This is a genomic window from Cellulomonas sp. PS-H5 (assembly GCF_019265565.1).
In the GTDB taxonomy this organism is placed as follows: Bacteria; Actinomycetota; Actinomycetes; order Actinomycetales; family Cellulomonadaceae; genus Cellulomonas.
On sequence record NZ_JAHVCI010000028.1, the window covers coordinates 19430 to 41700 of the forward strand.

Genomic DNA, 22271 nt, shown 5'->3' on the forward strand with positions numbered 1-22271 from the left:
CCACCGATCGCTGTGCGTCGCCTGGATGCGGGCCGGTTCGCGCCCGGCCCGCCCGCGAAGTCTCTCGACGTCAAGTAATCTGGGCCGCATGGCGAAGATCAAGGTGGTTGGACCGGTCGTCGAGCTCGACGGTGACGAGATGACGCGGATCATCTGGCAGTTCATCAAGGACCGCCTGATCCATCCGTACCTCGACATCGACCTGCGCTACTACGACCTGTCGATCGAGAACCGCGACGCGACGGACGACCAGGTCACGGTCGACGCGGCGCACGCGATCAAGGAGCACGGCGTCGGCGTCAAGTGCGCCACGATCACCCCGGACGAGGCCCGGGTCGAGGAGTTCGGCCTCAAGAAGATGTGGCGCTCCCCGAACGGCACCATCCGCAACATCCTCGGTGGCGTGGTCTTCCGCGAGCCGATCATCATCAGCAACATCCCGCGCCTGGTGCCGGGCTGGAACAAGCCGATCATCATCGGCCGCCACGCCCACGGCGACCAGTACAAGGCGACCGACTTCGTGGTCAAGGGCGCGGGCACGCTGACCCTGACCTTCACGCCGGAGGACGGCTCCGAGCCGATCCGCCAGGAGGTCGTGACGTACCCGGACCGCGGCGGCGTCGCCATGGCCATGTACAACTTCGACGAGTCGATCCGCGACTTCGCGCGCGCCTCGTTCGCGTACGGCCTGCAGCGGAAGTACCCGGTGTACCTGTCCACCAAGAACACGATCCTCAAGGCCTACGACGGCCGGTTCAAGGACCTGTTCCAGGAGGTCTTCGACGCCGAGTACGCCGCAGCGTTCGCCGAGGCCGGCCTCACCTACGAGCACCGCCTCATCGACGACATGGTCGCCTCGGCGATGAAGTGGGAGGGCGGCTACGTCTGGGCCTGCAAGAACTACGACGGCGACGTCCAGTCGGACACCGTCGCGCAGGGCTTCGGCTCGCTCGGCCTGATGACCTCCGTCCTCATGACCCCGGACGGCCAGACCGTCGAGGCCGAGGCCGCGCACGGCACCGTCACCCGGCACTACCGCCAGCACCAGGCGGGCAAGCCGACGTCGACCAACCCGATCGCGTCGATCTTCGCGTGGACCGGCGGCCTCAAGCACCGCGGCAAGCTGGACGGCACCCCCGAGGTGACCCAGTTCGCCGAGACGCTCGAGGACGTCGTCGTGAAGACGGTCGAGAGCGGCAAGATGACCAAGGACCTCGCGCTCCTGGTCGGCCCGGAGCAGGAGTGGCTGACCACCGAGGGCTTCCTCGCGGCCCTCGACGAGAACCTGGCCGCGCGCCTGGGCTGACGCCCGCGCCGGACGACCTCGACGGCCGCCGCCCGCACCCCGCGGGCGGCGGCCGTCGCCGTGTGCGTCACCCGGTCGGACGGCGGTGCCGGCTGAGAGCCCCGGCCACGAGCGGCACGTCCCGGACGCTGCCGTCCGCGACCGCGAGCATGAGTGCCACGGCGTCGTCCTCGGGCATGCGCAGCTCGTGCTGGTTGAGCGCGTAGAACAGGCGCGCGCCGACCCAGCCGACGCGCTTGTTGCCGTCGACGAACGGGTGGTTGCTCACCACCGACACCAGGAGGGCGGCGGCCTGGTCGTCGATCGTGGGGTACAGCGCGACGCCGTCCCAGGTGGCGGCCGGCTGTCCCGCGGCCGCGACCAGTGCGCCGGCGTCCCGGAGCGGGGGCGGGCCGCCGAGCACGGCGCGGCCGATCGCGATCAGGTCCTCGGGGCCGAGGAAGGTCGGCACGTCTCAGGCGAGGCGGTCGAGGATCGCGGCGTCCTCGGCCACGATGGAGGCGATGAGGGCGTCGCGCACCTCGCTCCGCTTGCGCGCGTAGTCGACGAGGGCCCGGTTGACGGCCTCGTTCTGCGAGATGTGCTCGGCCTCCGCGATCGCGGCGACGGCGCGCTCGGCCTCGGCGGACAGACGCAGGGTTCGGGCCATGGGTGCCTCCTCGCGGGGGTTGGTACCACCACGGTACCAACTCCCCTGCCCGGCGGAGCACCGTGCGCGTGCCGTCACCTCTCGAACGCATCTGCGTGGGTGGTGCGCGGCGTGCGGATCGGGGTCGTGGCGCCTGTATCCTCGGCTACGTGGGCACCGAGAGAGTGACCCCGGGATCGCAATCTTCACTCCGTGAAGCCAACCGGGCCCGGATCGTGAGTGCCGTCCAGCAGCGTGGCTCACTCACGCAGGTCGAGCTGGCCGGTGTCACGGGGCTGTCACCCGCCACGGTGTCGAACATCGTCAAGGAGCTCACCGGCGCCGGCGTGCTCGCCACCGCGCCCACCTCCCGCAGCGGTCGCCGGGCCCAGCAGGTCACCCTCGCGCGCAACCTCGGGCTGGTCGGCGGCATCCACTTCGGCTCCCGGTCGCTGCGGGTCACGATCGCCGACGTCGCCCAGCGCGTCGTCGCCGACCAGCGCATGCCGCTGCCCCCGGACCACCGCGCCGACGCCGGCCTGGAGCGCGCGTCGCTGCTGCTCACCGAGCTCGTCGACTCGGTCGGCGCCACCATGTCCGAGGTGCTCGCCGTCGGGGTCGGGGTGCCCGCCCCCGTCGACCCGGTCACCGGCCGGATCGTGTCGGTGGGCGTCCTCCGCGGCTGGGACGGGGTGTCCGTGCCCGAGGTACTCGAGCGCCGGCTCGGCGTGCCCGTCCAGGTCGACAACGACTCCAACCTCGGCGCGCTGGCCGAGCTGCGGCACGGCGCCGCCCGGGGCAAGCGGCACGTCGCGTACCTCAAGGTCTCGCACGGCGTCGGCAGCGGCCTGATCGTCGACGGGCGCGTCTTCCACGGTCGAACGGGCGCGGCCGGCGAGTTCGGCCACATCACCATCGACGACAACGGCCCGATCTGCCGGTGCGGCAACCGCGGCTGCCTCGACGCGCTCATCGGCGCGCCCGCCCTGCTGCGGATGCTCGAGTCCAGCCACGGGCACCTCACGCTGTCGGACGTCATCGCCCGCGCCCAGGACGGCGACCCCGGCTGCCGGCGGGTGATCTCGGACGCCGGGCGGCTGCTCGCGGTCGCGGCCGCGAACACCTGCAACCTGTTCGACCCGGAGCTCGTCGTCGTCGGCGGGCGGCTCGCCGACGCGGGTCCGATCCTGCTGGACACGTTCCGGAGCGTGCTCGCGCAGCGGACCCTGCCGAGCACCGCCGGGCCGGTCGAGGTGGTCGTGTCCGAGCTCGGGACCGCGGCCGAGGTGCGGGGGGCGCTGGCGCTCGCGCTCGACCACGCCGGTATTGCCCAGTCCATGGCGGTGGCAGGATGAGCCGGTGCAGCAGGGCACGCGGCAAGGACGCAGCGGAGGAGGACCGATGACCAGGGCACCGGGCACCCCCGTCCTGTCCGTGCGGGGCGTGTCCCGCAACTACGGCGCCGTGCGCGCGCTCGTCGACGTGGACCTCGACATCCACGCCCACGAGGTCGTGGCGATCGTCGGCGACATCGGCGCCGGCAAGTCGACGCTCGCGCGGGTGATGTCGGGCGCCCTCGCCCCCGACTCCGGCCACATCGAGGTCGGCGGCGTCCCCGTGACCATGCCGTCCACGCGCGCCGCGCGGGAGCTCGGCATCGCGGCGGTCTTCCAGGACCTCGCGCTCGCCGAGAACCTCGACGTGGTGCAGAACCTGTTCCTCGGCCAGGAGCTCCGCCGCGCCGGCATCCTCGACGAGCGGCGGATGGAGCGCCGGGCCTGGGAGGTGCTCAGCCAGCTCGCCGCCCGCGTGCCCTCCGTCCGGGCGCCGGTGCGTGCGCTGTCCGGCGGCCAGCGGCAGGCGGTCGCCGTCGCCCGGACCCTCGTGGGGAACCCGCGGGTCGTCGTGCTGGACGAGCCCCTGGCGTCGCTCGGCATCTCGCAGACCGCCGAGGTGCTCAACATGGTCGAGCGGCTCCGCGAGAGCGGCCTCGGCGTCGTGATGATCAGCCACTCGATGGTCGACGTGCAGGCCGTCGCCGACCGGATCGTCGTGCTGCGACTCGGGAGGATCAACGGCGACTTCGACGCCGAGCACGCCTCGTACGAGGACCTCATCGCGGCGATCACGGGGATCACGCCGACGGGGCGGGCGGCGCGGCCGACGACCCGGCCGGCGACGCTCTAGGTCACCACCCGGGGCAGCGCTCGTCGCGGTGCCCGCTGATCCCCACCCGATCGTCGCCCGCCCACCCGATCGATCGGCCGGCAGCGCGACGATCGGGTGGGGATCAGACCTGAGTCAGCGGAAGACGATCGTCCGGTGCCCGTCGAGCAGCACCCGGTGCTCCGCGTGCCAGCGCACCGCGCGGGCCAGCGCCCGGCGCTCGACGTCCTGGCCCAGCGCGACCAGGTCCGCGACCCCGCGGGTGTGGTCGACGCGCTCGACGTCCTGCTCGATGATCGGGCCCTCGTCGAGGTCGCCGGTCACGTAGTGCGCGGTCGCGCCGATGAGCTTCACGCCGCGGTCGTGGGCCTGCGCGTAAGGGCGCGCGCCCTTGAACGACGGCAGGAACGAGTGGTGGATGTTGATGACCCGCCCGGCCAGCGCGCGGCACAGGTCGTCGGACAGGATCTGCATGTACCGGGCCAGCACGACGAGCTCGACGTCCAGCTCCTCGACGAGCTCGAGGAGCCGGGCCTCGGCCGCCGCCTTGGTGTCCTTCGTGACGGGCACGTGGTGGAACGGGATGGCGTAGAACGCCGCCAGGTCGGCGAGCGCGGTGTGGTTCGACACCAGGCCGACGATGTCGATCGGCAGTCCCTCGGACCGCTGCCGGAACGCGAGGTCGTTCACGCAGTGCGCGGCGGTCGAGCCGAGCAGCAGGGTGCGGACCTTGCGGCCGGCGACGTCCAGGGACCAGTCCATCGAGAACCGCGGGGCGAGCGCGGCCAGGGCCTGCTCCAGCTCCTCGCGGGTCCGCTCGGCGGCGACCTCGACGCGCATGAAGAACAGCCCCGACAGCGGGTCGCCGAACTGCTGCGACTCGGTGATGTTCCCGCCGTGCTCGGCGAGCAGCCCCGCGACGGCGGCGACGATGCCGGGCTGGTCGGGGCAGGACAGCGACAGCACCCAGGAGGTGGCCGCAGGGGTCGAGGTCGTCACGCAGGGGAGGGTACCCGCGCGCGACGCGCGGCAGCCCGGGGCGTCCGCGGGCCGGAGGTGTCCACCGGGTGGAATCCGGGCGACATCGGGACCTCCGGGCTGTCGACCTCGCGCACGTCCTGAGACGATGGGGGCATGAGCGACACCGAGGTGACCATCCGGCCCATCGCCGACGCCGACGCCGGCGAGCTCCTGACGCTGCGCCGCGCGGCGTTCGTCACCGAGGCCCAGCAGTACGACGACCCGCACATCCCGCCGCTGACCCAGACCCTGTCGGAGCTGCGCGCGGACCTCGCGGCCGAGGGCGTCGTCACGCTGGGCGCCTGGGCCGGTCACCGCCTGGTCGGCTCGATCCGCGTCGTGCTCGAGGGGAAGAAGGCCACGCTCGGCCGGTTCGCGGTCGCGCCGGACCAGCAGGGCCACGGCATCGGGACGCAGCTGCTGCTCGCGATCCTGCCGCACCTGCCGGAGGACGTGGAGGAGATCTGGGTGTTCACCGGGCGCGACTCGGTGCAGAACCTCGCGCTGTACGAGAAGCACGGCTACACGCACGAGCACGACCAGACGGTCGGGGACCTCACGTACGCGTACCTGCGGCGGATCCTCGGCGAGGCCGACGCGGAGGCGCCCGCCTCGGCGTGATCCTCGTCCCGCGACCGGTCCGCGGACGGCCCGCCCCGCCCCGGCGGGGACGTTGCTAGGCTGACCCGGTCGCGACTGGCGCACAGGTGGGTCACCACCGGGGAGCGACGCAGCAGCACGACGTCGGGTCGGACGCCTGGGCCCCGCGGTCACCCCACACCATCGATCGGTGTGCGGTCGACAGACCGCGCCCGCCGACTGCCGAGGAGACGCATGAGCGCCGAGAACACGCCCCTGCTCGACCAGAACCTGTCCCAGGTGGACCCGGAGATCGCGGCGGTCCTGGACGGGGAGCTCGCCCGCCAGCAGGGCACGCTCGAGATGATCGCGAGCGAGAACTTCGTCCCGCGCGCCGTCCTGCAGGCGCAGGGCTCCGTGCTCACCAACAAGTACGCCGAGGGCTACCCGGGCCGCCGGTACTACGGCGGCTGCGAGCAGGTCGACATCGCGGAGACCCTCGCGATCACCCGCGCCAAGGAGCTGTTCGGCGCCGAGCACGCGAACGTCCAGCCGCACTCCGGAGCCACGGCGAACGCGGCCGTGCTGCACGCCCTCGCCAACGCCGGCGACCGCATCCTGGGCCTCGAGCTCGCGCACGGCGGCCACCTGACGCACGGCATGAAGATCAACTTCTCCGGCAAGCTCTACGACGTCGGCGCGTACGGCGTGAACCCGGACACCTTCCTCATCGAGCCCGAGGCGATCCGCGAGGCCGCGCTCAAGCACCGCCCGGCCGTGATCATCGGCGGCTGGTCCGCCTACCCGCGGCACCTCGACTTCGCGGCGATGCGCTCGATCGCCGACGAGGTGGGCGCCAAGCTGTGGGTCGACATGGCGCACTTCGCCGGCCTGGTCGCCGCGGGCCTGCACCCGTCGCCCGTGCCGTACGCGGACGTCGTGTCGTCCACCGTGCACAAGACCATCGGCGGTCCCCGCTCCGGCTTCATCCTGAGCCGCGAGGAGTACGCCAAGAAGATCGACTCCGCCGTGTTCCCGGGCCAGCAGGGCGGCCCGCTCATGCACGTCATCGCCGCCAAGGCCGTGTCGTTCAAGATCGCGGGCGGCGAGGACTTCAAGGACCGCCAGCAGCGCACGATCGACGGCGCGCGGATCATCGCGGACCGCCTCGTCTCGCCCGAGGTCGCGGCCGCGGGCGTGTCCGTGCTGACCGGCGGCACCGACGTCCACCTGGTGCTGGTCGACCTGCGGAACTCGCAGCTCGACGGCCAGCAGGCCGAGGACCTCCTGCACGACGTCGGCATCACGGTGAACCGCAACGCGGTGCCGTTCGACCCGCGCCCCCCGCGCGTCACCTCCGGCCTGCGGATCGGCACCCCGGCGCTCGCGACCCGCGGGTTCGGCGACGCCGAGTTCACCGAGGTCGCGGACATCATCGCGACCGCGCTGACCGCCGGTGCGTCCGCCGACGTCGAGGGCCTGCGGGCGCGGGTGGCCAAGCTGGCCGACGCGTTCCCGCTGTACCCCGGCCTCCAGCAGTACTGACCGGGGCCGCGACATGACGGCGAAGACGCTCGACGGCAAGGCCACGGCCGCCGCGATCAAGGGCGAGCTCAAGGAGCGGGTGGCGGCCCTCGCCGAGCGCGGCATCACGCCCGGGCTCGGCACGCTGCTGGTGGGGGAGGACCCGGGCTCGGTGTCCTACGTCGCCGGCAAGCACCGGGACTGCGCGGAGGTGGGCATCGCCTCGATCCGCGAGGACCTGCCCGCCGAGGCCTCCCAGGAGGACATCGAGGCCGCGGTCCAGCGGCTGAACGAGGACCCGGTCTGCACCGGGTTCATCGTGCAGCTGCCGCTGCCGCGCGGCATCGACACCAACCGGGTGCTCGAGCTCGTCGACCCCGACAAGGACGCCGACGGCCTGCACCCGACCAACCTCGGGCGCCTGGTGCTGCGGGTCAACGAGGAGATCGACTCCCCGCTGCCCTGCACGCCGCGCGGCATCATCGAGCTGCTCACCCGGCACGGGGTCTCCCTCGCGGGGGCCGACGTGACCGTCATCGGGCGCGGCACGACGGTCGGGCGGTCCATCGGGCTGCTGCTGACCCGGCGGGCCGTGAACGCCACGGTGACGCTCACGCACACCGGCACCGCCGACCTCGGCGAGCACACCCGCAACGCCGACGTGATCGTGGCCGCCGCCGGCGTGCCCGGGATCCTCACGGCCGACCTGGTGAAGCCGGGCGCCGTGGTGGTCGACGTGGGCGTCTCGCGGGTGTCGGACCCGGAGACCGGCAAGAGCCGCATCGCGGGCGACGTGGACGCCGGCGTGGCCGAGGTGGCCGCGTGGGTGAGCCCGAACCCCGGCGGGGTGGGGCCGATGACGCGCGCGATGCTGCTGGCGAACGTCGTGGAGTCCGCCGAGCGCCAGGCCTGACGGCACGCATCGCCGACGCCCGGGTGGGCGGCCGGTCCCACGGGGCCGGCCGCGCACCCGGGCGTCGCGCTTCCGGCGGGGCGTCACCCGGCGTTCGGCGTGCGGGGTGCAGTGCGAGGTCGTCACCGCCAGCCGAGGTCGGCGGTTGCGGCCACGGCGACCGGTGCGGAACCGCCGACCTCGGGCGGAACCGCCGACCTCGCGGGGGTCTCAGATGCGGCGGGCCCGCGAGGCCGCCGCGCGGCGCAGCGCGGTGTCCGCGCGACCGGCGCGGTGGCGCGATCGGTGCGACCGGCGCGGTGGCGCGATCGGCGCGATGGCGCGGTCGGTGCGATCGGCGAGGTCGCGCGTACGCAGGTCACCGGCTGACGAGGGAGCCGGACAGGGGTGTACCGCGGGGTGCCGCGTCAGTCCGGTGGGGCCGTCGTGGTCGCCAGGATCGCGCCCGCCGTGGTCGCGTCGATCACGTCGGCCAGCGGGGCGTAGAGGCGGATCGCGTCCAGGGCGCGCGCGTGGCTGGCGTCGTCGGCGCCCGCGCACGCCTCCGCCACCACGCGCACGGCCACGCCGGCGTCGGCCGCCGGGAGCGCGGTCGACAGCACGCAGCAGTCCGTCGAGACGCCGGCGAGCAGCATGGTGTCGCCCGGGCGGACGTGCGCCGCGAGGTCCGGGCCCCACTTGCCGAAGGTCGTCGCGGTGACGACGGCCGACGCCGCGGCGAGGTCCGCCAGCTCCGGGACGATCGCGTACGCCGGGGCGTCCTCGGGCTGCAGGGCGAACGGCCAGTCGGCGTAGTAGGCCACCCACGCGCCCTCGGGGCGCTCCGGGGCGACGAACCGCGTGAAGACCGTGCGGTCGGCGCCGGCCCGCTCCGCGAGGGCGCGGACGACGGGCAGCGCCTCGGCGAACCGTGGCGCTGCCCACGGGCTGCCGGGGTCGGCGAACACGGGCTGCATGTCGATCACGACCAGCACCGCCCGCCCGGGCGTCGCGCCGGCTGCGCCGTGCTCGCCGGCCGCCGCCGCGCCCGCCCTGCCATGGTCGCCGGCTGCCGCTGCGCCGTGCTCGCCGGCCGCCGCTGCGCCCGCCCTGCCATGGTCGCCGGCTGCCGCCGCGCCGCGCTCGCCGGTCACCGCTGCGCCGCCCGCCTCCCCCCGCCCCTGCCCTGCCGTCACCGCGCCACCCCCGCGTCGGCGCCCGCACCTGCACCCAGCGCGCCGCCGGTCGGCGGCAGCGCCTCCTGCCGTCGCACCGCCCCGCGTCGCAGCAGCAGCGTCCCGAGGAACCCGACGGCCAGCGCCACCAGCACCCCGAGGTTCGCGTAGGCCCAGGCCCCCGAGGTCCCGCCGAGCCCGAACGGCCCGAGCAGGTAACCCTGCCAGGAGAGCCACCCGGCGGACGCGTTGGTGACGAGCCCCCAGCCGAGCACCGTGCCGAGGCCGAGCAGCGTCAGCGGCACGCCGGCGGCCCGTCCGTAGCGACCCCGCGGGTCGAACAGGTCGAGGTCGTCGTAGTCGCGCCGGCGGAGCAGGACGTCGGCGATCATGATGCCCGCCCACGCCGCGATCGGGACGCCGAGGGTGATGAGGAAGCCCTGGAACACGCCGAAGAAGGTGTCGGAGCCGAACACGATGTAGATCGTCCCGAGCACCATGATCACGCCGTCGATCCCGGCCGCGACGGGCCGCGTGATCGGCAGGCCGGTCGAGACGAGCGCGAGGCCCGACGAGTAGATGTCGAGCACGGCCCCGCCGATGAGGCCCAGCACCGCGACGACCGCGAACGGCACGAGGTACCAGGTCGGCAGAATGGTGGTGAGCGCGCCGATCGGGTCGTCGCTGATGGCCGCGCGCAGCTCCGGGTCGGAGCCCGCCAGCAGCAGGCCGAACAGCAGCAGCACGACGGGGGCGAGGGAGGCGCCGAACGTGGTCCACCCGACGACGCCGCGGCCGGAGGTGTGCCGCGGGAGGTACCGGGAGTAGTCGGCGGCCATGTTGACCCAGCCGAGCCCGAACCCGGTCATCATGAACACGAGCGCGCCGATGAACGCCTGGGCGGTGCCGGACGGCAGCGCGGTGACGGCGGCGGTGTCGACGTGGTCGAGGACGAGCAGCACGTAGCCGACGGTCAGCACGGCGGTGACCACGGTGATGACGGTCTGCATGCGCATGATCAGGTCGAAGCCGAACACGCCGCCCGCGATGATGAGCGCCGCGACCACCACGAGGGCCACGACCTGCACGCCGGTGCCGCCGCCCCAGCCGAGCGCCTCCACGACGGTGGCCGTGGCGAGGGTGGCCAGCGCGGTGAGGATCGTCTCCCAGCCGACGGTGAGCAGCCAGGACAGCACCGCGGCGACCCGGTTGCCCTGCACGCCGAGCGCGGCGCGGGACAGCACCATCGTCGGGGCGGACCCGCGCTTGCCGGCCAGCGCGACGATCCCGCACAGCAGGAACGAGAACACGATGCCGACGACGCTCGCGACGACGGCCTGGGTGAACGACACGCCGAAGTCGAGGACCCACGCGCCGTAGGACAGGCCGAGCACGGACACGTTGGCGGCGAACCACGGCCAGAACAGCTGGCGGGGGGTGCCCTTGCGGTCGCGGTCGGCGATCACGTCGACGCCGGCGGACTCGACGGCCAGCGCGCGGCCGGGCGGGACGGCGCCGCCGGGCTCGGCGTCGGGAGCGGCTCCGGGGCCGGTGGCGGGTGCGGCGCCCGCCGGGGGAGGGAGGGTCATGCGCCCCATCCCACCACCGCGGACGCTCGCGGTCACCCCCTCCGGCGCGAGCCTGGGGACGACGGCGTGGCCCCCGGCTCGCGTCCGCGCGGACGACGCCGCGGCGCGGGCTCCCGGTCGCGGTCGGGTGGCTGCCACGATGAGGGGCAGACCGGGAGGTGATCCGTGGACGCGGTGCTGACAGCGGTGCTCGGAGGCCGCGCGCGGGTGACCGCCGTGCTCGCGGGGGACGGCGGCGCGGAGGTGCGCGCGGTCACCGGCGCCGCCGGTGAGCCGCTGGTGGTGAAGACCGCGCCCGCGGGCGCGGCGCCCGACCTGCTCCGGGCGGCTCGCGCGCAGGAGGCGGCGCGCCGTGCGGGGGTGCCGGTGCCGCGGACGGTGGCGGCGCGGGTGGTGGGCGGTACCCAGGTGCACGTGACCGAGCATGTCTCTGGGTCGCGGTGGTCCGACGTGCATCCCTCCGTGGCGGATGCGAGGCGGCGGGCGGTCCAGGACGCGCTCGTCGACGTGCTGGCGCGGTTGCGCGGGGTGGCGCAGGCCGGGTTCGGCGACCTCGGGGCACCCGGGGCCGCCGAGCTCGACGCGCTGCGCGGGCGGACCCGTGCGCGGGTACCGGCGGGATGGCGGGCGCGGGCGGCCGAGCAGGCGCTCGACCGGTACGGGGCGCTGTTCGACGGGTCGGGCGGGGCGGTGCTCGTCCACGGCGACCTGCACCACGGCAACGTGCTGGTGCGGCCGGACGGTCCTGGGTGGCGGCTGGCGGCGGTGCTCGACTGGGACAGCGCGTGGGCCGGACCGGCCGACGCGGACGCGGCCAGGGCCGCCCTCTGGGACGGGATGCCCGGGGCGTCCGACGACGCCGACGACCGCGCCGCGGTCCAGCAGCTGCTGTGGTGCCTGGAGTTCCAGGACGAGGGCTCCCGGCACCGCGCGGACACCGCGCGGCTCGCGGCGCGTCTCGGCGTCGCGCTGTGACGTCGGGGACCGCCGGCACGGCGCGCCGGCGGTCCCTGACGCGGGTCAGCGCGCCGCGCGCCGCCGGAACAGCCAGGCCGCCGTGAGTCGTGCGACCACGAGCAGCCCCGCGCACCACGCCAGCGCCACGAGCGGCTGCCCGCCCGGCGCGCCGACCAGCCACGCGCGCACGGTGTCGGTCACCGGTGTGACGGGCTGGTACGTCGCGATCCACTCCAGGACCCGCGGCATGGACTCGGGCGGGACGAACGCGCTCGACACGTAGGGCAGGAACATGATCGCGAAGGTGAACCCGTTGGCGGCCTCCGGCCCCGAGGACACCATGCCGATGCAGACGGCCGTCCAGGTCAGGGCGAGCACGTACAGCAGCACGAGGCCGGCGGTCGCGAGCCACTCCGCGGGTCCGGCGGTCGGCCGGAACCCGGTGAGGTAGGCGACGCCGACGACGAGCGCCGTCGACACGGCGTTGCGGACGACGGACTCGACGACGTGGCCGGTCAGCGCGGCGACCGGGCGCACGGGGAGGGTGCGGAACCGGTTCATCAGGCCGCCGGTCATGTCGGACGCCACGGAGACGGCCGTCGTGGCGGCGCCGTAGCCCGCGCAGAGCAGCACGATGCCCGGCACGACGTAGTCGACGTAGGCGGCCTGGTCGGTCTGGATGGCCCCGCCGAACACGTAGACGAACAGCAGCATGAGGATCACCGGCAGGGCGATGCCCATGATCAGGGTGTCGGGGGTCCGCAGGGACCGGCGCAGGCTCCGCCCGATCATCGCGGCCGTGTCCTGGAGCGCCCACCCGCCGGCCGGCGGGCGGGTGGCGGTGCGGGTGGGCGCGAGGGTGGTGGCGGTCACGACGCCTCCCGGGTGAGCAGGTCCGCGGTGTCGGGCGCGGGCGCGTCGGCGGCCGGGGCGGCGTCCGCCGGGCGGCCGGTGAGGGTGAGGAACACGTCGTCGAGCGTGGGCACGGCGACCCGCCAGGACTCGACGGGCAGCCGGCGGACCTCGACGTCGGCGAGGATGCGGCGCACGTCCGGCACGGAGGCGTCGGTCGGGACCCGCTCGGTCCGCCCGTCGGCCAGCTGCAGCTCGACGTGCGCGGCACCGACCTCGCGCTTGAGCTCCGCGCCGGTGCCCTGCGCGATGACCCGGCCGTGGTCGAGCACGGCCACGCGGTCGGCGAGGGCGTCGGCCTCGTCGAGGTACTGCGTGGTCAGCAGCACGGTGGCCCCCTGCGCGACGACGTCGCGGATGACGGCCCACAGGTCGGACCGGCTGCGCGGGTCGAGCCCGGTGGTCGGCTCGTCGAGGAACAGCACGGCCGGGCGGGTGAGCAGCCCCACGGCGAGGTCGAGCCGCCGGCGCATCCCGCCGGAGTAGGTGCGGACGAGCCGGTCGGCGGCTCCGACCAGGTCGAACAGCTCGAGGAGCTCGTCGCCGCGGGCCCGCCCGGCGGCTCGCGGGAGGTGGGCGAGCCGGGCCATGAGGCGGAGGTTCTCCCGGCCGGTCAGCAGCTCGTCGACCGCGGCGTACTGGCCGGTCAGGCTGATCGCCTCGCGCACGCGGTCGGGCTCGCGAACGACGTCGTGCCCGGCGACGGACGCGGTGCCGCCGTCGGGGCGCAGCAGCGTGCTGAGGATCTCGACGGTGGTGGTCTTGCCCGCGCCGTTCGGCCCGAGCAGCGCGAGCACCTGGCCCTGCGGGACCGCGAGGTCGACGCCGGTCAGCACGGTGGTCGACCCGAACGCCTTGCGCAGCGCCCGGGTCTCGATCATCGGGGTGTCCATCGCCGGCTCCTTTCTGTCTACGTCGTACACGGATGGTGGGGTGTGTATGTTGTACACAGTTGATCCGCCCACGGTCAAGGAGCCTGATGCAGCCCGACGACGAGCGGCCGGCCGACCCGGACGCGACCGCCTCCGACCTTGACCGAGCCGATCCGGTCGACCCGGACGCCCGCAAGCACGCCGAGGCCCTGCGGCGCGACCGGGAGAAGGCCGAGCGCGCCGCGCAGAAGGAGGCCGCCCGGGCCGAGAAGGACCGGGAGCGGGCCCGCAAGGACGCCGAGAAGGCGCAGCGCGACCGCGACCGCGCCGCCCGCGCGGCCGAGAAGGAGGCCGAGCGGCTGCGCGCCGAGCAGGAGCGCGCCGTCCGCGAGGTCGAGCGCGAGGCCGACCGGGCCGAGCGCGAGGCGCAGCGGGCCGCGCTCGACGCGCAGCTCGCCGCGCAGCGCGCCGCCCGGCAGGTCGAGCGGGCGCGGCTGCGCGCGCTCGCGGCACGGGAGCCGGGGGACGAGGAGGCGGGCCCGGACCTGCCCCCCGGACTCGCCGTGCTCTGGCGCCCGGCCCCGGTCGGGCGCCGCGGCCCCCGCCCGGGGCTGACGGTCGCCGGGATCGCCGAGGCGGCGATCGCGCTGGCCGACGCGGACGGGCTGGGCGCGGTGTCGATGGCGCGGGTCGCGGAGCGGCTCGGCGTGACGACGATGGCGCTCTACCGGTACGTGTCGAGCAAGGACGACCTGCTGGCCGTGATGCTCGACGCGGCGCTCGCCGAGGCGGTGACGCCCGCGGGCGAGCCCGGCGCGGGCGACGCTGCCGGCGCCGTCGCCCCCGACGACGTCCCGGCCTGGCGGGCCGCGCTGGAGCGTTGGTGCGCCGACCAGCTCGACCTGGCCCGGCGGCACCCCTGGGCGGTCCAGACCCCCGCGGCCGCGGCGCTCCCGGGTCCGGCGCGGGTGGCGTTCCTCGAGCGCGGGCTGCGGGCGCTCGACGGCACGCCGCTGAGCTGGTCGGAGCGGACGGCGGTGGTCGGCCGGCTGTCGCTGCACCTGCTCGCCGAGGGGCAGGTCGTCGCCGCGGAGGCGCAGGCGGAGCGGGCGTCCGCGGCCGCGGCGCAGGAGGCCGACGGCGGTGCCCCGGGGCCGGCGGCGCACCCGGCGCTGGTCGACTACGCCTCCCTGCTGCGCGCGGTGACGGACCCGCAGGAGCACCCCGTGCTGGCGCAGGCGCTCGACGCGGGGGCGTTCGACGCCGACTCGGTGGCCGAGGACGACGAGGGCCGGCCCGACTGGGGCCTCCGCCTCGTGCTGGACGGCGTGGCGGCGGTGGTGGCCCGCGCGGAGGCGCGGGCGGCCGGGGCGGGGTGACCCCGGCGGCCACCGGGGCGGTCCGTGCGTGTCGGTGGCATGAGGTTGGATGGTCCGCGTGCTGACGGTAGCGAGCGTGAACGTGAACGGGATCCGGGCCGCCTTCAAGCGGGGCATGGCCGACTGGGTCGAGGCCCGCCGGCCGGACGTCCTGCTGCTGCAGGAGGTGCGCGCCTCGGACGAGATCCTGGGCGACCACCTGTCCGCTGCGGACTGGCACCTGGCGCACGAGGCCAGCGAGACCAAGGGGCGCGCGGGGGTCGCGATCGCCTCGCGGCTGCCGATGCGCGCGGTGCGGATCGGCATCGGGACGGGCGTGCCCGCCGACAGCGGCCGCTGGGTGGAGGCGGACCTCGAGCTGCCCGCGGCCGACGGGGCGGAGCCGCGGGTGCTCACCGTCGTCTCGGCGTACGTGCACTCGGGCCAGGCCGGCACCCCGAAGATGGACGAGAAGTACGCGTTCCTCGACGTCGTGACCAAGCGGCTCGCCGAGCTCGCGGGCGAGGGCGCGGACGTGGTCGTCGCGGGCGACCTCAACATCGCGCACCGCGAGGTCGACATCAAGAACTGGCGCGGCAACCGCAAGGCCGCCGGCTTCCTCCCCGAGGAGCGGGCGTACCTGGACACCTGGTTCGACGAGCAGGGCTGGCGCGACCTGGGCCGCGAGCACGGCGGCGAGGGCCCGGGCCCGTACACGTGGTGGTCCTGGCGCGGGCAGGCGTTCGACAACGACTCCGGCTGGCGGATCGACTACCAGCTGGCGACGCCGTCGCTCGCGGACCGCGCCCGGACGGTGGAGATCGACCGGGCCGCGACGTACGACGCGCGGTTCAGCGACCACGCCCCGGTGGTCGTCACCTACGACGTCTGACCGACGCGGCGGGGCGGGCGACGTCGGGCGCCGCCCGCCTGCGCCGCCGTGCCGCGAGCGTCGGTCGCGCGCGGCGTCACCCGGCGTGCGCCGAGGTCACCCGGCGTGCGCCGCCTCCCACGCCTCCGACGGCGAGCCCGGCCGCCCGCCGTGCATCGACACGACCGTCCCGGTCGCGTCGGCGGTCAGGTAGGCGTCGTAGTACTCGTCGCCGAGCCAGAGGTGGAACTCGACCGGGGTGGTGACCGCCGGGTCGGTCGCCCGCCGCACGAGCACGGACGGCCCGTCGGGCGCGGTGATCCCGGTCAGCTCCGGCACCTGCGCGACGAGCGGCTCGACCAGCGACCAGTCGACGGTGGTCACGTCGAACAGCTCGTCGGGCAGCGTGGCCGGGTCGGGCTGGATCGTAGCGGCGCCGTCCCGGGCCGCCTCCCCGTCCCGCCAGGTGTACCGGTCGGTGGTCGGCGCGCCCGGCGCGGTGAGACCCTCGGCCACGATGTAGTCGCCGTAGATCCCGACCTCGGTGAACTGGGTGCCGCCCGCCACCGCGGCCAGGTCGTCGACCGCCCCGCGCGTATTCGCCGCCGCGAACAGGTCGACCGGTGCAGCGGTCTCGGTGTCGGTGACCGGGCCGCTCGCCGCGCCGGCCTCGGCCTGCACCTCCTCGAGCGGCGTGCCCTGCACCAGCGCGAGCGCCTCGTCGCGGACCGGCCAGACCCGCGCGCCGAACCCGACCAGGGCGAGGACCAGGAGCAGCACCGCCGGGATCCGGATCAGCCCCCGGCGGTCGCGGCCCCGCGCGGGGCCGGCCTCCCAGACCGGCGCCTCGGGCAGGTCGCGGACGTGCGTGTCGCGGTCGGCGATCTCCTGCCAGCCCGCGGGGGCCGGGTCGAGCAGCGCGACGTCGGGTCGCTCCGCGTCGAGCTGCGCCACCACGACGACCGCGCCGCGCTGGAGCCCGGGCAGCCGCCCCAGGTTGACGACGCTCCGGGTGGTGGTGGTGTACGCGGGGCGGGTGCGGGACGCGACGACGAGCCGGATCTCGCACAGCGGCTGGTCGTTGATCGTGGTGCCGGTGGCCCGGGTCTCGAGCACCTTGGCCAGGCTGACGCGGTTCTCGCGGAGCGCGGCCTCGACGTCCTGCGGGCGGGCGGACCGCGCGCCGGCGAACGTGCGCCCGATCGACACCAGGACCATCAGCGGCACCATCACGCCGAGGGAGACGCCGAACGCCCACTCCCACCCGGCGTCCAGGTCGGCGACCCGGAGGACGACCGAGGCGACGAAGAACCCGATGACGGCGGAGAGCAGCAGGCGGAGCACGGACCCCACTCTGCCCAAGTTGCCCGAAGCATCTCAAACCGGGCGTGTCGCTGACGTGCGGGAACGCGTCACTCCGGGGTGGGTGCGCCCGGCAGCTCGCGCATCCGCAGCAGCGGCGAGAGCAGCACCGGCAGGGCAGCGACGACGGCGCCGGCGGCTCCCACCCACAGCGTGGTGGTCGCGCCGAAGGTGTGCCCGAGCCAGCCGCCGAGCAGTCCGCCGATCGGCGTCGTGCCCCACACGATGAACCGCACCGAGGCGTTCATCCGGCCGAGCAGGGGCGGCGGGCACACCCGCTGCCGGAAGCTCACCTGCGCGACGTTGTAGACGACGACCGCGAAGAAGAACAGCGCCCCGCCCGCGATGAGCGTGGCCTGCGGCGGGAACGGCAGCACCGCCGCGAGCGGGGTCAGCGCGGCGCCCGGCGCGAACGCCAGCGCGGACAGCGGGATCACCCGGCCCTCGCCGAACCACCGCACCAGCCGGTCGGAGGCGACCGCCCCGAGCAGGCCGCCGACCGCCGAGGCGGACAGCACGGTGCCGTACGCCGCCTCGTCGAGACCGAGCGTGCGGAGCGCGAAGATCACCGTGACCGCGCCCGCGGCGGCCGTGAACAGGTTGCCGATCGCGGTGCAGGCCACGATCCGGCGGAGCAGAGGCTGCCGGACGACGAAGTGCCACCCCTCCGCGATCTCCTCCTTGAGCGGCCGGCGGTGCTCGCGGGGCGGCAGCTCCTCGACCTTGCGGATCCGGGACAGGGCCAGCGCGGACACCAGGTAGGTCGCGACGTTCACCGCGAGCAGCACGGGGGCGAGCACCACCCGCAGCAGCGCACCGCCGATCGCCGGCCCCGCGACCTGCGCCACCGACTGGGTGGCCTGGAGCTTCGCGTTGCCCTCGCCGATGTGCGCGAGCCCGACCAGCCCGGGCACGTACGACTGGTGCGCGACGTCGAAGAACACCGTCGCGACGCTCATGACCAGCGCCCCGGCGTACAGCACCGCCATCGAGGCGTGCCCGGTCAGCGCGAGCACCACGACCACCGAGAGCGCCGCGGCCCGGACCAGGTCGGCCGTGATGAGCACCCGGCGCTTGCGCATCCGGTCCACCCAGGCGCCGGTCGGCAGCCCGATGACGAGGAACGCCGCGGTCTCGGCGGCGGTCAGCAGGCCCATCTGCCACTCGGTGGCGTGCAGGTCCCGCACCGCGAGCACCGGGAGCGCGATGCTCGTCAGCTGGAAGCCGAGCTGGCCGAACGCGTCGCCGGCCCACAACCGCCGGAAGTCCGGGTGCCGCGCGAGCGAGCGCCGCCTGCCGGGCGGGTCCGGCTCGACGGGCGCGGTGCTGCCGAGCGGCGGGCCGGCGGGTGCGGGGGTCGACATGGCACCAGGGTGGCGCGACTGATTGGGAGAAGTCAATCAGTGATTAGGATCGGAGCATGGCACCGGCCCCCGACCCCGCGTCCGAGCCCGAGGTCGGCCCCGGGGCGAGTCCCGAGGCGAGCCCCGAGGGCACCGCCGGGCTCGACGCCGACGCCCGCGCGCTCGCGTCCACGCTGCGGCTCCGCATCCTGCGGATGTGCCTGGACGAGCCGCTGACCAACCGGGAGCTCGCCGACCGCCTCGGCAAGAACCCCGCGACCGTGCTGCACCACGTCCGCACGCTGGTCGACCGCGGGTTCCTCGCGGCCGACCCGGTGCGCCGCGGCGCGCGGGGCTCCCGCGAGGTGCCCTACCGGGCGACCCGGAAGTCGTGGGACGCCCCGGACTTCCCCGGCATGTGGCAGCTCATGCTCTCGACGTTCCTCGAGGAGGTCGCCGAGGCGGACCCCGAGTCGGTGCGGATGACCCGGCTCGGGGTCCGGCTCAGCCCGGCGGAGCACGACGAGCTCATGTCCCGGGTGGACGCGTTCTTCGGCGAGCTGGCCGCGCGCCGCCCGACGCCGGAGGGCCGTCCGTACTCGATCCTGTTCGCCCTGCACGAGGACGCCGGCCGGCTCCCGCGCGGGTAGCCGCTCAGTACCGGATCGCGTCGATCACCTTGACCCGCACCGCCCAGACGGCGGGCAGCAGCCCCGCCAGCGCGCCGACCCCCGCGGCGCAGGCGAGCCCGGTGAGCGCCGCCGACAGCGGGAACGGCGGGCGGTCCTGGAGGACGGTCCCGAACATGCGGTCGACCGGCAGCAGGTCGAGCGCGACGACGGCCAGCGCCACGCCGACCGCGCCCGCGACCAGCGTCGCGACCACCGACTCGAGCAGCACCCCGAAGAACACCCGGCCCGACGTGGCGCCGAACGACCGGCGGATGCCGATCTCCCGGATCCGCTGCCGGACGGTGACCAGCGCGATGTTGAGCAGCCCGAGCCCGCCGAGCAGCAGGGCGAAGCCGCTGACCGCGAGCACCACCCAGCGCGAGGCGGCGTCCAGCACGGCGGGGTCGCCCTCCGGGGTGTACGCGTCGACCTGGTACCCGGGCAGCGCCGCGGTCAGGTCGGCGGTCACGCGCTCGCGCAGGGCGTCCACGTCGGCGGGCGGCACCCACAGCTCGAGGGTCGGCGGCTGGGAGCCCTGGCCCCAGGGGTCGACCGCCAGGCCCCAGCGGTCGGCCTGGTCGAACAGCACCGTGTACGTCGGCGGCTCGTCGGTGTACTGGTTCGGCACCACCCCGATGACCTCGGCCGTGACGGGCTGCTGGCCCTGCAGGACGACGGTCGGGTGCCCGGACAGGTCGTCCGCGCCGAGCGCGGCGAGGAACGCCTCGTTGACGACGAGCGTCGGCGAGAGCCGGTCCGCGTCGCCCGGCACGAAGTACCGGCCCTCGGCGGGCGTGATGCGGTGGATGATCCCGTACGCGGGGTCGACCATCTGGCCGTTCAGCACTTGCGCGCCGCCCGGCAGCTCCGCGGCGACCTGGCCCCAGGTGGTGCGCGACGCGTAGGTGACGGCGTACCGGTCGACGACGTCGAGCATCGCGGCGGACGCGGCCGAGCCGTCGGCCGTGCCGGTCATCGACCACGCGGAGACGCTGATCGTGGTCTCCCGGCCGTTCCACCGCTCGGTCTGCTCCCGCATCGCCTGGCCGAGCATGTCGACGGCGGCGGTGACGCCGGTGATCGCGGTGACCGCCGCCGCGACGCCGATCAGCGACAGCAGCACCCGCAGCTTGTGGACCCGCAGCTCGTCCCAGGCCTCGACGAGCGCGCCGGCCAGCCCGGTCACGCGGCGCCGCCGGGGAGCGCGGGGCGGTCGGGGCTGGCGCCGACGGCGGCCGGCGTCCCGTCGGCGGTCGCGCCGAGCGTCGGGACGTCGCCCACCCACTCGGCGAGCGACCCGGGCCGGTCGGGGGCCACCAGGGTCACCGGCACCAGCACGCCGTCCGCCAGCCGGTAGTGCCGGCTGGACCGCGCGGCGACGGCGAGGTCGTGCGTGATCGTCACGAGCGCCGCACCGGACTCCCGGGCGATGTCGTCCAGCAGCGTCATCACCGCGCCACCGGTGTCGACGTCGAGGGCGCCGGTCGGCTCGTCGGCGAGGATCACCCGGGGCCGGCGGACCAGCGCCCGGGCGATCGCGACGCGCTGCTGCTCGCCGCCGGACAGCCTGTCGGGCAGGTCGTCCAGCCGGTCGCCCAGCCCGACGCGCTCGAGCATCTCGGCCGCGAGCCGGTTCCGGGACCAGAACTGCCGGCCCCGCGCGTACAGCAGCGGCGCGGCGACGTTCTCCAGCACGGTCCGGCCGGTCAGCAGGTTGAACTGCTGGAACACGAACCCGAATGACGCCCCGCGCAGCCGCGCCCGCCGGCGGCCGGACAGCCGCCGGGTCGAGGTGCCGTCGAGCAGGTACTCGCCCTCGGTGGGGGAGTCGAGCAGCCCGAGCAGGTTGAGCAGCGTCGACTTCCCGGTGCCGGAGCGCCCCACGACGGCGACGTGCTCGCCGGCGTCCACGCTCAGCGTGACGCCGCGCAGGATGTGCAGCACCCGGTCGTCGGCCAGCCGCACGGACCGGGTGACGTCCGTCAGCTCCAGGAGGCTCATCCGCCGCACACGTTCGGGTCAGCGGTGGCGGGGTCGGTGCAGTCGACGTCGGTCAGGCTCGACACCGGGGCGTACTCCAGGACGGTGTCGCCCTCGGCCAGCCCCTCGGCGATCTGCACCTGCTTGCCGTCGGTGAGGCCCAGGACCACCGCGCGCTGCTCGCTCGCGCCGTCCGCGCCGACGACCCACACGTTGCCGTTCTGCACGGAGCCCTGCACGGCCGTCACCGGCACGACGAGCGCGCCCTCGGCGGTGCCGTTCACGATCTCGATGTCCGCGCCCAGCCCCGGGAACGCGGTGACCTCGGCCGGCACCGCGCACGAGACGGTCCCGGAGGTGGAGGCGCCGGCGTCGGGGGTCTGCGGGTCCGCGGGCTCGTCCTGCGCGGCCGCGCCGATCCGCAGCCCGGTGCAGGTGAACGGCGCGGGGCCGCCCTTGAGCGTGACGGTGGCCTCGCCCGGCGCGTCGACCAGCCGGTACTGCTGGTCCGGGGTCAGCGTGCCCTGGACGGACAGGGTGCCCGGGGTGACGCTGCCGACGGAGTCGCCCACGGCCACGACCTGGTCCTTCAGCACGGAGAGGCGCAGGGTCCCGGCCGTGCCCGCGACCACCGTCTGCCGGGTGACCTTCGGCTTGTTCTCGGTGACGGTCTGCATCCCGGTCTCCGGGTCGGTCGTCACCGTGGGGTCGACCGGGGTCTCCGAGCGCAGCTCGAGCACCGGGGTGTCGGCGGCGACCGCCTGCCCGTCCTCCGCGAGCAGCCGGTGCACCGTGCCGGCGAGCGTCGCCCGCACCGGCTTCGGGGCGTCCGCGACCACCGACGCGGACACGGTCACGGCGTTGGTGACGGTGCCGGTGGTGACCTGCACCTGCGGCTCGGTGACCTGGGCGGACGGCTGCAGCGGGTCCTCCGCCGCGGACACCCGGTCGGCGCCCGCGAACGCGATCTTCGCGAGGGCGACGGCGATGACCGCCCACAGGACGATGCGGATCGCGGGGAACACGATCCGGCGCGTGACGCCCACGGCGCCTCCTCCGGTCCACG

General features: G+C 75.1%; 22 protein-coding genes and 1 riboswitch. Of the genes, 10 read left to right on the forward strand and 12 right to left on the reverse strand.

Annotated features, from left to right (window positions below):
* Positions 1 to 88 precede the first annotated feature (88 nt).
* Entirely contained in the window at positions 89 to 1306 is a 1218-nt protein-coding gene (locus J5O08_RS12020; protein ID WP_217616226.1) for an NADP-dependent isocitrate dehydrogenase, read from the forward strand.
* A 67-nt stretch (positions 1307 to 1373) separates the two neighbouring features.
* On the opposite strand, the gene J5O08_RS12025 is transcribed toward J5O08_RS12020, so the two are convergent.
* Both J5O08_RS12025 and J5O08_RS12030 read right to left on the reverse strand, forming a co-directional pair.
* Positions 1374 to 1757 carry a type II toxin-antitoxin system death-on-curing family toxin gene (locus J5O08_RS12025; RefSeq protein ID WP_218707117.1) on the reverse strand — a complete coding sequence of 128 codons (384 nt, stop codon included), beginning with the start codon at positions 1755 to 1757 and terminating at the stop codon, positions 1374 to 1376.
* A gap of 3 nt (positions 1758 to 1760) precedes the next feature.
* On the reverse strand, positions 1761 to 1955 hold the full coding sequence (locus tag J5O08_RS12030; protein ID WP_218707118.1) for a hypothetical protein: 195 nt from the start codon (positions 1953 to 1955) through the stop codon (positions 1761 to 1763).
* 215 nt (positions 1956 to 2170) lie between these two features.
* Between J5O08_RS12030 and J5O08_RS12035 the strand changes: the two genes are divergently transcribed.
* Both J5O08_RS12035 and J5O08_RS12040 read left to right on the forward strand, forming a co-directional pair.
* The gene (locus J5O08_RS12035; RefSeq protein ID WP_308161079.1) at positions 2171 to 3289 is read left to right on the forward strand and encodes an ROK family transcriptional regulator; all 1119 of its coding nucleotides are present in this window, start codon (positions 2171 to 2173) and stop codon (positions 3287 to 3289) included.
* 46 nt (positions 3290 to 3335) lie between these two features.
* Positions 3336 to 4121 (forward strand): ATP-binding cassette domain-containing protein, encoded by a 786-nt coding sequence (locus J5O08_RS12040; protein WP_217616225.1) that lies wholly within the window; start codon positions 3336 to 3338, stop codon positions 4119 to 4121.
* A gap of 114 nt (positions 4122 to 4235) precedes the next feature.
* On the opposite strand, the gene purU is transcribed toward J5O08_RS12040, so the two are convergent.
* Entirely contained in the window at positions 4236 to 5099 is an 864-nt protein-coding gene (purU, locus tag J5O08_RS12045) for a formyltetrahydrofolate deformylase (protein WP_217616222.1), read from the reverse strand.
* Positions 5100 to 5234: 135 nt separating this feature from the next.
* Between purU and J5O08_RS12050 the strand changes: the two genes are divergently transcribed.
* The 3 genes from J5O08_RS12050 to J5O08_RS12060 all read left to right on the forward strand — a co-directional run bounded on the left by J5O08_RS12050 (position 5235) and on the right by J5O08_RS12060 (position 8136).
* On the forward strand, positions 5235 to 5741 hold the full coding sequence (locus tag J5O08_RS12050; RefSeq protein ID WP_147794258.1) for a GNAT family N-acetyltransferase: 507 nt from the start codon (positions 5235 to 5237) through the stop codon (positions 5739 to 5741).
* Positions 5742 to 5802: 61 nt separating this feature from the next.
* A riboswitch (ZMP/ZTP riboswitch) is annotated at positions 5803 to 5890 on the forward strand.
* Between the two features lie 64 nt (positions 5891 to 5954).
* Entirely contained in the window at positions 5955 to 7244 is a 1290-nt protein-coding gene (gene glyA / locus J5O08_RS12055; RefSeq protein WP_218707119.1) for a serine hydroxymethyltransferase, read from the forward strand.
* Between the two features lie 13 nt (positions 7245 to 7257).
* Positions 7258 to 8136 (forward strand): bifunctional methylenetetrahydrofolate dehydrogenase/methenyltetrahydrofolate cyclohydrolase, encoded by an 879-nt coding sequence (locus J5O08_RS12060; protein WP_218707120.1) that lies wholly within the window; start codon positions 7258 to 7260, stop codon positions 8134 to 8136.
* A gap of 407 nt (positions 8137 to 8543) precedes the next feature.
* On the opposite strand, the gene J5O08_RS12065 is transcribed toward J5O08_RS12060, so the two are convergent.
* A complete protein-coding gene (locus J5O08_RS12065; protein WP_308281591.1) occupies positions 8544 to 9311 on the reverse strand; it encodes a cysteine hydrolase in 768 nt (255 codons plus the stop codon).
* The gene (locus tag J5O08_RS12070) at positions 9308 to 10879 is read right to left on the reverse strand and encodes a cytosine permease (protein ID WP_218707122.1); all 1572 of its coding nucleotides are present in this window, start codon (positions 10877 to 10879) and stop codon (positions 9308 to 9310) included. The genes J5O08_RS12065 and J5O08_RS12070 overlap by 4 nt, the downstream gene beginning before the upstream one ends.
* A gap of 165 nt (positions 10880 to 11044) precedes the next feature.
* Here J5O08_RS12070 and J5O08_RS12075 point away from each other — a divergent pair, with 165 nt between their 5' ends.
* Positions 11045 to 11854, forward strand: a complete 810-nt coding sequence (locus J5O08_RS12075; RefSeq protein ID WP_218707123.1) for a phosphotransferase — start codon at positions 11045 to 11047, stop codon at positions 11852 to 11854.
* A gap of 45 nt (positions 11855 to 11899) precedes the next feature.
* On the opposite strand, the gene J5O08_RS12080 is transcribed toward J5O08_RS12075, so the two are convergent.
* Entirely contained in the window at positions 11900 to 12709 is an 810-nt protein-coding gene (locus J5O08_RS12080; protein WP_218707124.1) for an ABC transporter permease, read from the reverse strand.
* Complete coding sequence (locus J5O08_RS12085; RefSeq protein WP_218707125.1) at positions 12706 to 13641, reverse strand: ATP-binding cassette domain-containing protein; 936 nt, start codon at positions 13639 to 13641, stop codon at positions 12706 to 12708. Before J5O08_RS12085 ends, J5O08_RS12080 begins: the two co-directional genes overlap by 4 nt.
* An 86-nt stretch (positions 13642 to 13727) precedes the next feature.
* Between J5O08_RS12085 and J5O08_RS12090 the strand changes: the two genes are divergently transcribed.
* Complete coding sequence (locus J5O08_RS12090; protein WP_218707126.1) at positions 13728 to 14999, forward strand: TetR/AcrR family transcriptional regulator; 1272 nt, start codon at positions 13728 to 13730, stop codon at positions 14997 to 14999.
* Between the two features lie 58 nt (positions 15000 to 15057).
* A complete protein-coding gene (locus J5O08_RS12095; RefSeq protein ID WP_218707127.1) occupies positions 15058 to 15870 on the forward strand; it encodes an exodeoxyribonuclease III in 813 nt (270 codons plus the stop codon).
* Between the two features lie 96 nt (positions 15871 to 15966).
* Here the strand turns inward: J5O08_RS12095 and J5O08_RS12100 are convergent, their stop codons facing one another.
* Together J5O08_RS12100 and J5O08_RS12105 are read right to left on the reverse strand one after the other, a co-directional pair.
* The gene (locus J5O08_RS12100; RefSeq protein ID WP_218707128.1) at positions 15967 to 17193 is read right to left on the reverse strand and encodes a hypothetical protein; all 1227 of its coding nucleotides are present in this window, start codon (positions 17191 to 17193) and stop codon (positions 15967 to 15969) included.
* 68 nt (positions 17194 to 17261) lie between these two features.
* On the reverse strand, positions 17262 to 18575 hold the full coding sequence (locus tag J5O08_RS12105; protein WP_147794250.1) for an MFS transporter: 1314 nt from the start codon (positions 18573 to 18575) through the stop codon (positions 17262 to 17264).
* A 56-nt stretch (positions 18576 to 18631) separates the two neighbouring features.
* On the opposite strand from J5O08_RS12105, the gene J5O08_RS12110 reads away from it, so the two are divergent.
* The gene (locus tag J5O08_RS12110) at positions 18632 to 19204 is read left to right on the forward strand and encodes an ArsR family transcriptional regulator (RefSeq protein ID WP_218707129.1); all 573 of its coding nucleotides are present in this window, start codon (positions 18632 to 18634) and stop codon (positions 19202 to 19204) included.
* Between the two features lie 4 nt (positions 19205 to 19208).
* Here the strand turns inward: J5O08_RS12110 and J5O08_RS12115 are convergent, their stop codons facing one another.
* Genes J5O08_RS12115 through J5O08_RS12125 form a run of 3 tightly spaced genes read right to left on the reverse strand, consistent with a single transcriptional unit; the run spans position 19209 to position 22251 of the window.
* Positions 19209 to 20411 carry an ABC transporter permease gene (locus J5O08_RS12115; protein ID WP_218707130.1) on the reverse strand — a complete coding sequence of 401 codons (1203 nt, stop codon included), beginning with the start codon at positions 20409 to 20411 and terminating at the stop codon, positions 19209 to 19211.
* Positions 20408 to 21226: an ABC transporter ATP-binding protein gene (locus tag J5O08_RS12120; protein WP_218707131.1), complete on the reverse strand. Its 819-nt coding sequence runs from the start codon at positions 21224 to 21226 to the stop codon at positions 20408 to 20410. The genes J5O08_RS12115 and J5O08_RS12120 overlap by 4 nt, the downstream gene beginning before the upstream one ends.
* Positions 21223 to 22251: a secretion protein HlyD gene (locus J5O08_RS12125; RefSeq protein WP_218707133.1), complete on the reverse strand. Its 1029-nt coding sequence runs from the start codon at positions 22249 to 22251 to the stop codon at positions 21223 to 21225. The genes J5O08_RS12120 and J5O08_RS12125 overlap by 4 nt, the downstream gene beginning before the upstream one ends.
* Between the last annotated feature and the right edge of the window lie 20 nt (positions 22252 to 22271).

Coding starts and splice junctions, on each gene's coding strand:
- J5O08_RS12020 (WP_217616226.1), top strand. CDS start 89: ATGGCGAAGATCAAGGTGGTTGGACCGGTCGTCGAGCTCGACGGTGAC.
- J5O08_RS12030 (WP_218707118.1), bottom strand. CDS start 1,955: ATGGCCCGAACCCTGCGTCTGTCCGCCGAGGCCGAGCGCGCCGTCGCC.
- J5O08_RS12040 (WP_217616225.1), top strand. CDS start 3,336: ATGACCAGGGCACCGGGCACCCCCGTCCTGTCCGTGCGGGGCGTGTCC.
- J5O08_RS12050 (WP_147794258.1), top strand. CDS start 5,235: ATGAGCGACACCGAGGTGACCATCCGGCCCATCGCCGACGCCGACGCC.
- glyA (WP_218707119.1), top strand. CDS start 5,955: ATGAGCGCCGAGAACACGCCCCTGCTCGACCAGAACCTGTCCCAGGTG.
- J5O08_RS12060 (WP_218707120.1), top strand. CDS start 7,258: ATGACGGCGAAGACGCTCGACGGCAAGGCCACGGCCGCCGCGATCAAG.
- J5O08_RS12070 (WP_218707122.1), bottom strand. CDS start 10,879: ATGACCCTCCCTCCCCCGGCGGGCGCCGCACCCGCCACCGGCCCCGGA.
- J5O08_RS12085 (WP_218707125.1), bottom strand. CDS start 13,641: ATGGACACCCCGATGATCGAGACCCGGGCGCTGCGCAAGGCGTTCGGG.
- J5O08_RS12090 (WP_218707126.1), top strand. CDS start 13,728: ATGCAGCCCGACGACGAGCGGCCGGCCGACCCGGACGCGACCGCCTCC.
- J5O08_RS12105 (WP_147794250.1), bottom strand. CDS start 18,575: ATGTCGACCCCCGCACCCGCCGGCCCGCCGCTCGGCAGCACCGCGCCC.
- J5O08_RS12110 (WP_218707129.1), top strand. CDS start 18,632: ATGGCACCGGCCCCCGACCCCGCGTCCGAGCCCGAGGTCGGCCCCGGG.
- J5O08_RS12120 (WP_218707131.1), bottom strand. CDS start 21,226: ATGAGCCTCCTGGAGCTGACGGACGTCACCCGGTCCGTGCGGCTGGCC.